The sequence below is a fragment of the Paenibacillus daejeonensis DSM 15491 genome, from assembly GCF_000378385.1.
Classification (GTDB): Bacteria; Bacillota; Bacilli; order Paenibacillales; family Paenibacillaceae; genus Paenibacillus_D; species Paenibacillus_D daejeonensis.
In genome coordinates this window covers 227,926-242,738 of record NZ_KB899664.1, presented here as the reverse complement: position 1 = coordinate 242,738, position 14,813 = coordinate 227,926, and the positions used below count along the sequence as shown (strand labels likewise).

14 protein-coding genes are annotated in these 14,813 nt (G+C 53.5%); 1 reads left to right on the top strand and 13 read right to left on the bottom strand.

Annotated features, from left to right (window positions below; genetic code table 11):
- Positions 1 to 63 precede the first annotated feature (63 nt).
- The 12 genes from F556_RS37840 to F556_RS0117945 form a co-directional block, all read right to left on the bottom strand.
- On the bottom strand, positions 64 to 231 hold the full coding sequence (locus F556_RS37840; RefSeq protein WP_020618380.1) for a hypothetical protein: 168 nt from the start codon (positions 229 to 231) through the stop codon (positions 64 to 66).
- Positions 232 to 235: 4 nt separating this feature from the next.
- Positions 236 to 781 (bottom strand): hypothetical protein, encoded by a 546-nt coding sequence (locus tag F556_RS0118000; protein WP_157272809.1) that lies wholly within the window; start codon positions 779 to 781, stop codon positions 236 to 238.
- Positions 782 to 853: 72 nt separating this feature from the next.
- Positions 854 to 1,954, bottom strand: a complete 1,101-nt coding sequence (locus tag F556_RS0117995; RefSeq protein ID WP_020618378.1) for a metallophosphoesterase — start codon at positions 1,952 to 1,954, stop codon at positions 854 to 856.
- Between the two features lie 379 nt (positions 1,955 to 2,333).
- Complete coding sequence (locus F556_RS0117990) at positions 2,334 to 2,846, bottom strand: MgtC/SapB family protein (protein WP_020618377.1); 513 nt, start codon at positions 2,844 to 2,846, stop codon at positions 2,334 to 2,336.
- Between the two features lies 1 nt (position 2,847).
- Positions 2,848 to 3,792, bottom strand: coding sequence for a sugar phosphate isomerase/epimerase family protein (locus tag F556_RS0117985; RefSeq protein ID WP_020618376.1), 945 nt, complete (start codon positions 3,790 to 3,792; stop codon positions 2,848 to 2,850).
- Positions 3,793 to 3,830: 38 nt separating this feature from the next.
- Positions 3,831 to 4,997 (bottom strand): MFS transporter, encoded by a 1,167-nt coding sequence (locus F556_RS0117980; RefSeq protein WP_020618375.1) that lies wholly within the window; start codon positions 4,995 to 4,997, stop codon positions 3,831 to 3,833.
- A gap of 39 nt (positions 4,998 to 5,036) precedes the next feature.
- Positions 5,037 to 6,029: a Gfo/Idh/MocA family protein gene (locus tag F556_RS0117975; RefSeq protein WP_020618374.1), complete on the bottom strand. Its 993-nt coding sequence runs from the start codon at positions 6,027 to 6,029 to the stop codon at positions 5,037 to 5,039.
- A gap of 78 nt (positions 6,030 to 6,107) precedes the next feature.
- Positions 6,108 to 7,151, bottom strand: coding sequence for a Gfo/Idh/MocA family protein (locus tag F556_RS0117970; protein WP_020618373.1), 1,044 nt, complete (start codon positions 7,149 to 7,151; stop codon positions 6,108 to 6,110).
- Between the two features lie 88 nt (positions 7,152 to 7,239).
- On the bottom strand, positions 7,240 to 8,787 hold the full coding sequence (locus F556_RS0117965) for an extracellular solute-binding protein (protein WP_020618372.1): 1,548 nt from the start codon (positions 8,785 to 8,787) through the stop codon (positions 7,240 to 7,242).
- Between the two features lie 263 nt (positions 8,788 to 9,050).
- On the bottom strand, positions 9,051 to 9,905 hold the full coding sequence (locus F556_RS0117955; protein WP_020618370.1) for a carbohydrate ABC transporter permease: 855 nt from the start codon (positions 9,903 to 9,905) through the stop codon (positions 9,051 to 9,053).
- A 3-nt stretch (positions 9,906 to 9,908) separates the two neighbouring features.
- Complete coding sequence (locus tag F556_RS0117950; RefSeq protein ID WP_020618369.1) at positions 9,909 to 10,838, bottom strand: ABC transporter permease; 930 nt, start codon at positions 10,836 to 10,838, stop codon at positions 9,909 to 9,911.
- Between the two features lie 285 nt (positions 10,839 to 11,123).
- Entirely contained in the window at positions 11,124 to 12,122 is a 999-nt protein-coding gene (locus F556_RS0117945; RefSeq protein WP_020618368.1) for a LacI family DNA-binding transcriptional regulator, read from the bottom strand.
- A 202-nt stretch (positions 12,123 to 12,324) separates the two neighbouring features.
- Between F556_RS0117945 and F556_RS0117940 the strand changes: the two genes are divergently transcribed.
- Positions 12,325 to 13,161, top strand: a complete 837-nt coding sequence (locus F556_RS0117940) for a helix-turn-helix domain-containing protein (RefSeq protein WP_020618367.1) — start codon at positions 12,325 to 12,327, stop codon at positions 13,159 to 13,161.
- A 34-nt stretch (positions 13,162 to 13,195) separates the two neighbouring features.
- Here F556_RS0117940 and F556_RS0117935 read toward each other — a convergent pair whose 3' ends face one another.
- Positions 13,196 to 14,608, bottom strand: coding sequence for a HEAT repeat domain-containing protein (locus tag F556_RS0117935; RefSeq protein WP_020618366.1), 1,413 nt, complete (start codon positions 14,606 to 14,608; stop codon positions 13,196 to 13,198).
- Positions 14,609 to 14,813: the final 205 nt, after the last annotated feature.

Here is a 14,813-nt window from a genome sequence, read left to right as displayed (position 1 = left end):
CATGCCAAACACGCCGCCCCCGCCCAGCAAGGGCAGAGGCGGCGTCAGGTACCACCGGCGACATTACATGATTAAGCGATCCGAATGTTTGGCGTATTTAATAATGGTCTCGTACTGCGACTTCGCAATACGCCGCTGTGAGAGCGGAAGACGTACGTTCTTAATAATGCCGGCTAGCTTCTTCAACTCCTGCAGTTCGTGCTGGGTGACCTTAACTGTCGTCCGCTGCATCTCCTCACCCCTTATCCACGGTTCTGGTCAATCGTTCCTTCCGTCCGTCCGAGCTGCCTACTTCAACCCCCGTCTCCTCTGGTTCGTCCAGCGTCTCGATGACCGTACTGGCTATCTCCTTGTTCTGCTTGGTCTTGAGATAAGACAGTCCGGCATACCCTGCAAGTAGGGAACTGCTGATCACAGCGTAGGGACTATCCGTGTTGGCAAGTGCCAGTGCCGTCTTCGCAAGAATCCCGGTACCGATAGCAATCAGCAGATCACCCAGGAAGCCCAAGTCGAAAAATACCTTGTCGGTCGCATTCGTCCGATTCCGGTAGCCAAGCAAGAAGAGCAAGAACCGACCTGTTCGCTGCAGCGAACGCAGAAACCAGTTGGCCGGCCACGAGGCGGGGTCCTCGGTATATTCTATGACAAACTTTGGCAGTTCGATAATCCCATTTTTGACGAAATGACCGATTAGGCCCCCAATCAGGCTCATTGCGATGGGTAGCCCGAACCATTGAATAAACTGTGGAATGGATGTGATCTGCTCCTCCATCTCGGCCACCTTCTCCGCTCTCCCGACATGTGCTTACATTGTATGAGGGAGGCGGAGTATTCAGAACCGCTGCTAGTCTCGTTAGCCCGTAAAGCGCACGTTGATCTGCACAATTTCGGAGCGGCTGCCGATCCGAATCGGCGGTCCCCAGAAGCCGAAGCCGGAGGTGACAACGGAATGGAACTCACCCTTTTGCAGATGGCCCCAGTCATTCTCGTAAAGAGCTCTTGTAATCAGATGGGCAGGTGCGATCTGCCCCCGGTGCGTATGGCCAGATACCATCAGATCAATGCCGTTCTCCTGAGCGACATCCAACTCGTATGGTTGATGGTCCAGCATAATGACCGGCTTGTCCATCTCCACCGTAGACACCAACGTGGACACCTCCGCACGATCGGTCTCCGTACGGTCCTTGCGTCCAATCAATGTAAATGTATCTTCAATAACGAGAACATCATCATAGAGCACCTGCATGTTGCTGAGCTCCAGTGCAGCGATCAGTTTCTCGATCGGTTCCGTTTTGTCATGGTTGCCCAGCGAGGCATAGACACCATAGGTGGCTTCCACATCGGCGATGATGTCGGGAATGCCCTGGTTCATATAAGCATCCAGGTCGTCATCGATGATATCTCCCGGGTACAGGACGATGTCCGGCTCCAGCGCATTGATGCCCTCAACCATCCGCCGCGCATGCGCCGCTCCGGAGAGCAAGCCGAAATGCATGTCTGCGGCCATAATAATTTTTAGCTCATCCATTCCTTCGACTGGCTTCTTAATCTCCAGATTATATTCGCGGACAACCGGGCTGTAGGCATTGAAGGATCCATAGCCTATCAACGCAATCAAGGCCGTGAGCGTGATCCACCCCGCCCACTTCTGTGTATGATGACGAGGCAGACGGGTCAATCTCGACAACCACAGACACACGTGAACAATCGGCAGCATGATTAAGAGCAGGGAAAAGATCGCCAACCAGTAATTGCCGATTATGTTCAATGCCGAGAAGTTACCCAGGAGCCTCCCCGAAATGAACGAGGTTGCCAAGAAAATTAACAACACAATATAAGCCGCTTTAAACCGGTTGGAGATAACCGGCTTCATCCAGCTCCAGCCGCTCCAGCCAATATAGAACACAAGTAAGGCATACACCAGTAACACGCCAATACCAACCAACACAAACATAAGTCCGTTCTCCCCCATTCTATCCGTCACCTTATCCTAACGTCGTACATCTATCTATTTATTATGGGGATTGCCGAAACGTTTCGCAACTTTAGCCGTAAGGAAGGGTATCGCACCATCATATTCGGACTCGTCATCCGCCAAGGACGTACGGAGCGAGTTAGGGGGTATCATGGGAGCCGGAAGATTATTATAGGTGGATTGATGGGAAAGGTTGTGTAAACGATGGAGACGGCAGAGTGGATTATAATCGGTGCTTGTGTAGTAGTTCCAGCCGGGCAAGAAGGTTCGTGTGAAATACCTCGAGCAGGCTGGTGAACGCGAGGTTGCCGTAGAAGGGGCTTATCTTCCAAAGTAACACATACGAACAGCCCCCCGATTACATCGGAGGGCTGTTGGCTGATCCACTTCGTCGTTGTCCCAGCTTGCGGCGTTCGCGACGGTCGGCCCACGTGCCGAGCCGGACAAAGGCAAACGTAATAAGGATGGTGCACAGCACGATGCTGTAAAAGCCTGCACCGAAGCCGATGCCGACACCACCGGCAAACAGAATCATCGCGGCCGAGGTCAAACCGACGACTCGCTCGCCATTCTTGAGAATGATGCCTGCTCCGATGAAGCCAAGCCCTGTCACTATCTGGGCAGCAAGCCGCATCGGATCCATCATCGTATGCTCCTGCATGCCGCTGTACACCTCGACACTGTGGATCGAGACAATCGTAATTAAGGTGGAGGCCGCTGTGACAAAGGTATAGGTTTTGACCCCAGCTGGCTTATGCTTGTGGGTGCGGTCCAATCCGATCAGGAAGCCGCAGAGCGCACTGACCAGGATGCGGACCAACAGCTCAAAGTCTCCCAGCCAGCCGATCAGGAGTTCATCGAGGTAGCTCACGTTACTTCATCGCCGCGATTTTGTCCGTCATGATACGATAGCTCTGTTCAATCTGCTCCTCCGTACACGGGGCCCGCAGCTCGTATACCTTAATAGGAGCGCTATCAATCACCTCAAGAAACGCATCGAAGGTCTCATTATCCTCACTGTGTACATAAGGACACCAATGGTCGACCAGTCCCACCGTCTCATGAATATGAACGCCGAGCACTTTGTCCTTCAGCTTCTGGATCTCCGCAGCATTGTCGTACAGCCCCATCCGTTCCATCATCATGCCGTGTCCAATATCGTACCAGATGTAGACCGGCGCGCCATTCAGCCCCGTAATAATCTGATCCGCTTCCTGCAGCGTCGGAATCTGATAGCAGCGCGAACGGGTCTCAATGCCGATCTTGATATCGAGCCCTTTACGTGCGATGTAATCACAGACGGTCTCCAGACTATCCTGAATCCGCTGCACATGAATGGGCGCCAGTTGGTCGCGCCTCTCCTTCATTTCACTCCACAGCTGGCGGTAGGCTGGAGAGTCCTTGCCCTCTTCTACCCACAGCTTCTTCAGCTTGGCATCGATATTGTAGTCGAACGGGACCTCGCCCGGATGAACCACTACGCCCTTGGCACCATAACGGTCCGCATAATCGATGGACTGAATCAGCAGCTCCACCGAGCGCTTCCGTTTCTCCAGATCGTCAAAGCCCAGCATGACCGAGTCCGTATCGTAGTCCTTGTCATTAATGAACGGGAAGACATTATGCACGCTGGAAATGTTGACTTGCCCTTTCTCAATCATCGGCTCAATGGTTTCCAGAAATGCTGTGGTCACATTATAATTCAACTCGACATTGTGGAAGCCGAGGTTCAGGATTTCTTCAATCATCTCATGGCCGCGCGTATGCTTGCGCAGGTTCCACATTGTCGAGAAAGAATACGCTTGCTTGTTAAGCATCGGTGATCCTCCATTCCTTTTCTAAGCTGTATTCTTGATCATGCGATTCGCTGCTCACGTCTCATTCTTAAAGACAGCACAATGAAGCCTACTGCTCCAAGTAGACACAGGACCGAGCCTGTCCGGAACAACGTCTGAAAACCGTATTGATCAAGCAGCCAACCACCGCCATTACTGGCGGTAATATTGGCTAAATTCATATAAACCAGTGCGAACACGGTCTGTCCTGTATTCTTCATCCCTTCCGGGCTTCGTTCAAAAGCAAAATTGACACCAGCCGCCATAAACAGCGCAAACGTCAGGCCGTGCAGCAGCTGGCTCGCCATCATGACGCCAAAGGTCGGTTCCATGGACAAAATACCCCAGCGCACCGTGCCGGCCAAGGCCGTCACACACAGCATCGGGAAGTAGCCCCACCGCCGGATGAGAAGTCCGGATAGCAGGAAGAAAGGCAGCTCGCTAAGTGCGGATATGGAATTCAGCCAGCCAATCTGCCCGGCCACTTGCCCGCCCATGCCCCCAACAAAAACCGAAAAGAATACATTATAGAAATGATTGCCGATCGACACTAAAAACACGAGCACCAGAAACAAACCGAAGTACGGCTGGCGGAGCAGCTGCCCCAGTCCTTGCAGCAAATTACCGGGACGACGCATCTGGACGGAGGGCTGCTCCACTTGCATGAGCACCAGCAGCGCCACCAGCATCATAATTAACTGCATGACAAACATCGCCTGAATGCCGATGCCTTCATATAGTAGCCCAAAAGGTGTAATCACCAAGGCAAAGCTAAGCGAGCCTAAAAAGCGAATTCCCCCATAACTCAAGCCGTATCTGCGGGCATGACTGACCGTTATGGCATCCGAGATCGGCATAAGCGAGGAGTAAAATACGGCATAAGCCATCGCAGTCAGGATGAAAACAGCGAACACGCCGCCGGCTAACACGTAACCGAAAGCAAGCAGAGGCGCAGCAACCAGGCTGATCGCCAGCACCCGCTTCTCGGCGCCAAACCGATCGCACAGCATCCCCCACATCGGCTGAGCCAGCAAGCCAACTACCGGCCCAAGCGAGAAGAGCAGACCAATCTGCTGGCTGGAGAGCCCTTGCTCCGAAAACCAATACCCCAGGAAAGGACTAAACGTCGCATGCGTCATATAGAAGAAGGCTACGTAGAGATGGACGGAATATTTGCTGGGTATCATGCGGTTTCACCTTCCTGCTCCTGGGTGCGTCTTGGTTAGTTAGTTCAAGCTCACTCTGCCTCCTGCCTCATAGGAGTGCGCGGCGGCTTCAATTACTCGTGTCAGCTCCACGAAATCTTCATGCGTAATTGTCGGCGGCGTACCCGTGCTCATCTGGGCCACCCACTGCTCCATTGCCGAAGGCAACGAATCAGGCAAAGACGGGGTCTGCCAGGAGCCATCTCCCAGCCGACTGCTCCGGATACGGAGTGGCCGTCCTTTCTCAATCATCAGTGTCCCTTCTGTCCCGTGCAGCTCCAGCAGAAAGTTCCCGCTGGCCGCAAGGCTCGCCTCGATGATGCCCAGTGCACCGGATTCATACTCGGCGACGATGACCGCGCTATCCTCAACCGGGTGACCCAACGCGTAATCCATCTGAGCGTAGAGGTGCTTGACCTTGCCGGCGAGCCGGTTGGTCAGATAGACCGGATGCGAGCCCAGATCGATTAGCGCACCGCCTCCACTCACTGCTGGATCAAAAAACGTCGCGGGCAGAATACCAAATGGCTTGCCCTCCTTGGGCAGAGCCCCATTATGAGCCAGTCGGCACCGGACTTGCAGCAACCGCCCTAACAGGCCTCGGTCGAGCGCGTCTTGCGCGTACACATAGTAATCGTCCGTCAATCGTTTGAGTGAGAGCATCAGGTGTACCCCCTGTGCGCGCACTTCAGATAATATGGCTTCGCAGTCCTGCTCGGTTGGCGCCAGCACCTTCTCGCTGAAGATATGCTTGCCGCTTCTCGCGGCCTGAATCAGAATGTCTTTGTGGAGTGTGGTTGGCGCGGCTACAATCACTGCATCGATTGCAGGATTCGCCAGCACTTCCGTCAGCTCCGTCACGAAAGGCACGCCCATTTCCTCTGCCCAAGCCTTGCCGCGCTCCGGCTCCTCGTCCCACACGGCACGAATCTCCAGCTCCGGATGAGCGGCGGCCTGCAGGGCATAATCATCGGCATGGACATGCCACCTGCTTAACATAGCTACTCCTATCATACCACGCCTCCCATAATGTTGTTCAAAAAGTCCGCTTTTGATCACGAAGTGGTTCGGAGAAGTAATTTCGACATCGAATCATAAACGAATCGCTTCGCCCGTTTCGGCGGAGCGGTAGAGGGCATCTACGATCCGTTGCAGCAGGATACCTTCGCGTGGAGTGCTTGCCGGGGTCTCACCACCCAGACAGCCCCGGACAAAGGCCGCGATTTCTGCCTCGCGCGGCTTACCTGCCTTCAGGTAGGCCGGCGTCACATCGAGGAGCGTCTCATGCTTCTCTTGGTAGATCTTGAGCGGAAAGACATCGGCCCCGCCCTGATCGCCCATCAGCGAGACTTGCATCTGCTTGTCCTGTTCGACATTGGCTGCGAAGGCGGTCTCCAGCATGAGGCTGGCCCCGTTCTTGAAGGTAATCATCCCAACCGCCGTATCCTCGACTGAGAAGTTCTCCCAGTCCCACTGCCCGCCCAGACCGACGCCGGGGCGGCTGCCCAGCTTCTGATACGTCCGGGCCAGCACCTGCTCCGGCTCGGGGTAATCCATCAAATACAGTGCCGCGTCGAGCATATGGACACCGATATCGATCAAGGCGCCGCCGCCTTGCAGCTCTTTGTTGGTGAAGACGCCCCAGCTTGGAATGCCGCGACGTCTGACTGCCGTGACCCGCGACATGTAGATGTCGCCCAGCTCGCCAGCGCGGATGAACCGCTTCAGCGTCTCGACCTCCACAGCGTAGCGGTAATGGAAACCATAGGTGAGCAGCCGCTCGTGTTTTTGTGCAGTCGCCGCCATTGCTTCGGCTTCCTCCGGTGTAATGCCTGGCGGCTTCTCGCATAGCACATGACAACCAGCCTCCATCGCAGCGATAGCAGCCGCCGCATGAAATTTGTTTGGTGTGCAGATACTCACGGCGTCTAATCCGCCCGCTGCCAGCATGTCTTCATAACGATCGTAGACGTTCGGAATGCCGAAGCTTGTCGCGCAGTCTTCTGCGTTGCGTCTAACGACATCGGCCACAGCAACCACTTCGACTTGATCTGACAATTTGAGATAACCGGGGATATGTGCGCCCCGGGCGATGCCGCCGGCGCCGATAATGCCTACCTTCAAACGTTTTGTCATGCGATTGTCCTCCTGAGCTTCTCTTGTTGCATGGAAGCAGAGCAAGGGCGAACCGCCTGCTCTGCTTCCTGGGATCATTTACATTGAATTATTCACTGGCGCGAGCAAACGCCTCTGCATACTCAGCTGCAATCTGGTCGCCGCCCCGCGAACGCCACACCTCAACCTGGGCACGCCATTGCTCCTCATTGATTTCGCCCATGACGAACTTCACATGCGCATCTTCCAGAATGGTTTCAATCTGAGCTCCGCTCTCCAGGAACGTCTCGGAAATAAGTGGCAATGTCGGATCGGATACCATGAACTCTTCGTTCTCCAGCTCGATCTCGGTCGCCCGGATCTCCAGCTCTTCCTTGTCCCCTTCCATCGCATTCACAGTACCGGGTAATGTAGAGAGCGGCGCGGAGTAAGGAGAACCAACCATTTCTCCATAGTTGCCTGCCTCAATATGTTGCGGTTTGCCGTCTACCATTTCATAATGCGTGCCTTCAATTCCCCACAAGAGCAGGTTGGCACCTTCTTCGCCCGCCAGTGTGTCGAAGAAGCGCAGCGCCTTCAACAGATCATCCTCGGTAGGCAACGAAGATTTCGGGAACAGGAAGAACCCGTTGTGACCACCCTCTGCGAATACACGCTTGCCATGATCGCCTTCCAGAATACTGAACAGGCCGATTCGGGCATCCGGATTATTCTGCTGCAGGGGTTCCTGGATTACAATCGCTGAGCCTGTCACATCATTACGCGCGCCAGCCCGACCCGTCTCGATAGCGGCTGTCCATTCCGGACGGTCCATGATCGCGAAGTCGCGGTTCAGCAAGTTCTCATCATAGAGACGCTTCTCAAATTTGAGCGCTTCGAGGAACTCTTCGGTCATCGCATCACGGATGAATTCTCCGTCCCGCTCTTCCCATTGGTTCGGCGCACCGAAGAATGGGGTGAAGTAGCGGCCGATCTGATTTTGCATCATCACCATGCCATTCGTGTCATCCTGACCATTGCCGTCGGGGTCATCATTCTTGAATGCAACCAGCATGTTGTAGAATTCTTCAATCGTCTTCGGCTCTTCCATGCCCAGGTTCTCTGTCCAGTCCGCCCGGTAATGGAACGCCCGGCGCGCCAGCGGCCGCACGCGTGGCAGCCCGTACGTCTTCCCGTCATACATGATGTTCTCGTTGATGACCGGATTAATCTGGGACAGATTCGGGAACTGATCCAGGTACGGGCCAATCTCCCAGAACAAGCCGGAGTTTACCGCATTGACTACATAAGGCAGCTTCTGATGCCGTCTTGGAATCGGTACAGCACTCGGCAGGTCACCGGATGCCAGCATGACAGGCAAGCGCTCTTCAAATGCCGAGCCTGGCAGCTGCTCAATGCGCAGCGTCGTGTTCGTCAGCTGCTCAATACGCTGATGCACTTCATTGCCAGCCGGCGGGAATTCCACACCATCGAAGTTATACATCAAGTGCATTTCAAACGGGGCTTCGCTGCCTCCATTGCTATTGCCATTGCCCGTATTCGTGCCATTCGTACCCGTCGCAGGACCCTCATTACCGGAAGAGCAACCTGTTACCAACATCGCCAGTGCGATCGTACCTACCATGAACTGCTTCATCTGTCTCTGTCCCTTGTTCATTCGTACCCCTCGCTTCTTCATAGTTTTTTTGTGATGCTATTAAATGATGAGGCCCTATTAGTGTGTGGTCAGCTTGGTTGAAAAGCGGTAAAGAGGTGCGGGTCGGTTCTGGAGAAATGGAATGTTCGCCTTTGTCCCCGGATTTCAACCGCTCAAGCGGTTAATAAATCAAGAAATCTGGGGACAACAGCGATCGGAAGAACGACCCGTAACCTCAATGCCTTGCTTTCACCCGTATTTGCTGAGCATCCTCTACGAGAAACTCATCCTTTAACTGAGCCTATCAGTACACCTTTGGCAAAATGCTTCTGCAGGAATGGGTAGACCACCATAATGGGCAGCGTCGCAACCACGATGACCGCCATTTTGATCGACTTGGCATACGCCGGGACAGTCTCGATCTCCGTCGAGTCGCCGATGGAGCCCTGACTGAGAATAATAACCTGCCGCAGCAGCACCTGCACCGGATACTTGCTGGAATCTGTAATATAGAGAATCGCACTGAAATATTGGTTCCAGATACCGACGGAATAGAAGAGACCGAATGCAGCCAATGCCGGCAGGGAGAGCGGGAGAATGATGCGGAACAGAATACCGACCTCGTGACAGCCGTCGATCTTGGCCGCTTCCTTCAGCTCATCGGGGATCGCCTGGAAGAAGTTCTTCAGGATGATCAGATAGAATGCACTGATTGCGCTTGGCAGCATCAAGGCCCATAGCGTATTCATGATCCCGACCGATTTGACAACGAAATACGTCGGGATCATGCCACCGCTGAATACCATCGTGAACAGGACACCCAGCAGGATCAACCGCCGTCCAGGCAGATGCTTGTACGAGAGCGAATAGCCCATCAATACCGTGAGCAGCAACTGAATCGCTGTTCCAAAAACGGTGATATAAATCGAGATGAGCAAACTGCGGGTAAAGGTTGGCGCCGAGAAAATGTAGATGTAGGCGTCCAGGTTAAACTCCCGAGGAAAGAGCGTTGGCGTCAGCGAGAAGGAGGAGGTCACCACGTACAGGAACGGCAGGAAAGTCACGAGGGCGAAGGCGCCTAGAAAGATATAGTTAAACGTATCAAACAGGCGGCCGCCAATGCTTCTGTCTTTAACCATGGATTAGTACACCCCTTCCTCACCGAATTTTTTGGCCAGCCAGTTGGCGACCACGATTAGCACAAGACCGACCGATGATTTGAACAGACCGACGGCGGCACTGTAACTAAATTGTCCCTGCTGCATACCGACCCGGTAGACATAAGTATCGAATACCTCGCCGACTTCCCGGTTCAGCGCGTTGACCATCAGGAAGATCTGCTCGAAGCCGAGATCAATGAAGTTGCCCAGACGCAGAATGAGCAGAATGACGATGACACTGCGAATCGATGGGAGTGTGACATGCCACATCATCCGCATCCGGCTCGCGCCGTCAATGCGTGCAGCCTCATACAGGTGGGGGCTGACGCCCGCCAGGGCAGCCAGGAAGATAATCGTGCCCCATCCCGCGTCCTTCCAGATCATCTGCATGATGATGAGCGGCCGGAACCAGGATTCACTCATCAGGAAGTTGACCTTCTCAAAACCCATGGCAGCGAGCAACTCGTTGATCGTGCCGCCCTCTGTTGTGAGAAGCAGGTAGCAGATACCGACGACGACGACCCATGACAGGAAGTGAGGGACATAGATCAGCGTCTGGAACGTTTTCTTGAAAAGCTCCCTGCCAATCTCATTGAGCATCAGTGCCAGAATAATCGTGAGCGGGAAGAAAATGCCCAAGTCCATAAAGGCAATGTACAGCGTATTGCGGAACAGCATCCAGAACTCCGGTTCGTTGAAAAAGCGTTCGAAATGCCGCAAGCCAACCCACTGGCTGCCCAGCAACCCTTGATGGGGCTGATAGTTTTGGAAGGACATCAGTACGCCCCACATCGGCATGTACTTGAAGATGATGAAGTAGATCAGGCCCGGCGTCAGGAACAGATAGAGCCAGCGCTCCTTCCACATCCTAATTGCAAGCGGTTTCTTTTTGTCAGGAATTGTAGACTGCATTGGTTGTGTCATCGCTACCCCTCGCTTATTGAGTTTATAGAGGTTGTTCTAAAAATCTTGCGTGTATAGACAAAGTAAACGTATACAAGTTAATAACTGGAGAGTAACCGCTTACCTAGAAAGCATAGAATAAACCCCGCTTGGAGTCAATACTTTCTTTGCAATTCCTTAATAATTGTTTTTATTTCCTATCAAATCAACCCGATCAATCAGGCTCCATGGGTTAAACGGTTACTTTCCCGATAAATTTAAACCGCTTTCAAAAACGGGCGTAAAGAAGCCTTGCTATTTACGGCTCTGGGCGGAGCCGCGCTTGATTAACTCCGGCAGCAAGACTACCCGTTGTTTGATCACCTGATCTTCCTGAATTTCTCGTATGATTAAGTCCACCACCTGGTGACCCATCGCCCGAATCGGCTGGGCAATCGTGGTCATCGGCGGATCCGTGATTGTGGCCAGAATGGTGTTGTCGAATCCGACGATCGAGAGATCCCCAGGGATCGAGAGTCCTGCTTCCTTGGCCGCCTGCATGGCACCGATGGCCAGCACATCATTACAGGCAAAAATGGCCGTTGGCGCCTCTTGCAGCAATGTGGCTGCTGCTGCTTTGCCGCCTTCCACCGAGAAGTCGCTTACGGCGAGCAGCCCCTCTTCGTACGTTAGTCCCGCTTCTTCCAGTGCTAATCGATACCCCTTGACACGTGCTTTACTGCTCGATACGGTCAGACTCTCGGCTACTACCCCGATTCGGCGATGCCCAAGCTCGAGCAGATAGGACGCTGCACTGTAACCGCCGGCAAAATCGTCCACCAGCACCGTGCTCACCGCCAGCACCGACATCTCCCGGGCAACGAGCGCAACCGGCACACGCTGATCGATCAGCTCTTTTAGTGCATCATCATCTCTTACCCCGGTAGCTACAAGGATGCCATCGACACTCTTTTGGCGCAGCAGTTGGATGTATTGGGTCTCCTTGTTCAGATCGTTGTCCGTATTACAGATAATGAGATTGTATCCCTGTTCATGTGCTCTATCCTCGACATGCCGAGCCAGCTCGGCAAAGAACGGATTGACCAAGTCCGGAATCAGCAATCCTAACGAGAAGGTATTCTTGCCCGCCAGCGCCGAAGCGACCATACTGGGCTTGTAGTTCAGTTCGCGGCTGATCCGCATCACCTTGGAGCGTGTGGCTTCGCTGATATTGCCGGTCCGGTTGAATACTTTGGATACGGTTGCCGTTGAGACACCTGCAAGCTTGGCTATATCATAGATCGTTGGCTTCATCCCTCTGTCCTCTTCCTGTCCGCATGTCAACCTGGAGAGCAGCAGCACCCAGGGTAACCGGTTTATAGTACAGGCATTATAACACAGACCTGCCGAGTTTTGTCTACTGTTCGGACTGAAAGAGGACTTTGCGCCCACAACCCGGTTAGCTTGGGTTATACTGAAGGCCAGTTAAGTCTATCTGGGAAATGGAGCGAGTCATGTGGAAGCTGTTAACCCCTTCTGGAAACAGTACATCGCGAAGGTTCAACTGGATGTCTCGATGGCAGCCTACTCCAAGGTGAGCAGGGCGTGGCAAGAGCACGATTTCGTACCGGAGTTCAACAAAATGTATTTCGTGCTGGAAGGAGAAGGCTATCTGAAGGTGGGCGACCGTACCTATTATCCTAAGCCGGGCGAGTTGTATCTGCTTCCTGCTGGTGAATTGCAGTCTTATGGTACGATAAGCGAAGATACCTTCGGCAAGTACTGGTGCCACTTTACCGCTCTGCTTGGCGATTTACCACTGTTCCGACTCATCCGTGTGCCGATCTGTATACGTCCGGAACTGCCGGAAGAGATGGCTGATTTGTTTCGGCAACTGATAAGGTATAAGAGCAGTAATGCTCTGACAGCTGAACTGCATGTTCGTTCCTTGCTGCTCAGCTTGATTGCCCAATATGTTGAGCAGTCCGGTCCCGTGCAGATGAACCTGTCGGCAGCGCCTTCGCATGATAAAATGGGGCATGTCCTAAGCTATATTGACAATCATTTGACAACGAACATGACTGTAGAGGAACTCGCGCAGATTGCTCATTTTCACCCTAATTATTTTATCCGCGTATTCAAGCATTTCACCGGCCTATCGCCGATTCAATACATTAACCGACAACGGCTGGAGAAGGCCAAAGACCAGTTGACTCTTACAGAGCTCTCGGTCGCCATGGTCGCCGAATCATTGGGCATGGAGCCGGCATACTTCTCCAGAATGTTTAAGGAGCACACCGGCTTCTCGCCGCGCGGCTACCGGGATTGGGTCATGCGGCAGAACCCCATTTAAGAGGACCCGGGCCGAGTCCTCTTCATTCTTATTATCAAGGAAAAAACGCATTGTCCTTGGTCGTTGTCGGACACCACCGCGAATCAAGCAAGTAACGGATCAGGACATCTTTGGCCTGCTCTGTATTGATGTAATGCAAGGCTTCTGCAGCATGGGCACGGACATAACGGTTGTCATCCTCCAGTGCAAGTGCCAGCTGAGGAACCGCTTCGGTAGCCGCCATGCCCATTCTGGCAAGGGACAGCCCTGCAGTGAATCTGACCTGGGCTGCTTGATCGCCGAGACCACGAATCAAGCCGGCCGTGCATGCCTGAGCGGGTGAACCGATCATACCTAATGCTTCCACCGCCGTCTGCCGCACCTTCACCGAAGTGTGAGACAGCAGGTTCACAATCTGCGGCACAGCCTCCGTTGCCAGCCCACGAAGCTCGCCCAGCGCAAACAACGCATGGATGAGCGTCTCTTCACGCTCTGAACCAAGAGCTGCCGTCAGCCCCGGTACCGCCCTGACACCCGCCACGGACAATCCGTAAGCACAGCTGCGAGATACCGCTACTCGTTCATGATGAAGTCCGTCGAGCAGCCGGTTAATGCCTTCGCTGCCGCACCCGGCAAGCGAATAAGCGCTATTCAATGCTTCCGGCTCGAATTCACTCTCCAGCTGATTGGTCGTTAACAGACTCTCCCTCTCGGAATCAGACACCGTCTCTGCCAGTGAGCCCAGGCGGCCAGAAAGCCACTCCCACGTCTCTTCCCACATACGATCATGACGGGATACCGGCGCTTGTAACCCTGCTGGCTCAGACCAGTCTCGGGTTCTGTTATCCCAGGATGGTGCTTGCGGCGATTGCGTCCGCATGAATTCAAATTTCAGCATATACCTCTCCAGCCCCAGCCGATTGGCTGTCGAGCGATGCCAGATATCGTAGTGAATCAGGGCAAAGGTTCCTGCCTTGCCGCTGGCTACTGCCTCGCCCGGGTGGTCATCCTCCCTGAAGGTACGACTCTCGTGATTATGCGTCCCCGGCAAAATCCCCGTTGGACCAAGCTCTACTGGCGTATCTTGCGGAAAATACATGACCATGGCCCACCAGGGATGATGGTTGCGCATCCGGTCGTAACCCCAGTAACTATCCTTGTGCCAGCCCCCGGGCTTATCGGACGCATTGCAGTGACCATAGCGGTGAGCATGCATCATATAATTGGGCCCTAGCACGCTTGTGAGCGCACCTGTCACGACAGGATGGTCGAAGACTCGCTGGAGATCACGAATGCGTGGCAAGAGGTTGTTGCCCGGATTGCCTTCGGTGGCATACACCTCGTTCAGCTGTTCCACCAGATTCGCATGAAACGCTTCGCTAAAATTCGTACGGAGAATCAAAAATCCATTCGCAATAAAGGCTCTCATTTGTTCATCTGTCAGTAAGATTTGTTGCTGCTTCTCCATGCTTCCTACTCCTCCTTGGTTTCTCTGAATGTGGGTTTCCACCAAGTATAGAAGCAAAGGCAGCAGCGGACTATAGGGAAAGCTAAGGCGATTTTGGACAAAATTAATATCGTTTTACTCCCAAACCGATGATACAAATCCAACCTGCACATCCCATTCGGTTTTTTACTGCAAATCTGGTATCATAAGGATTAACAATTCTCCT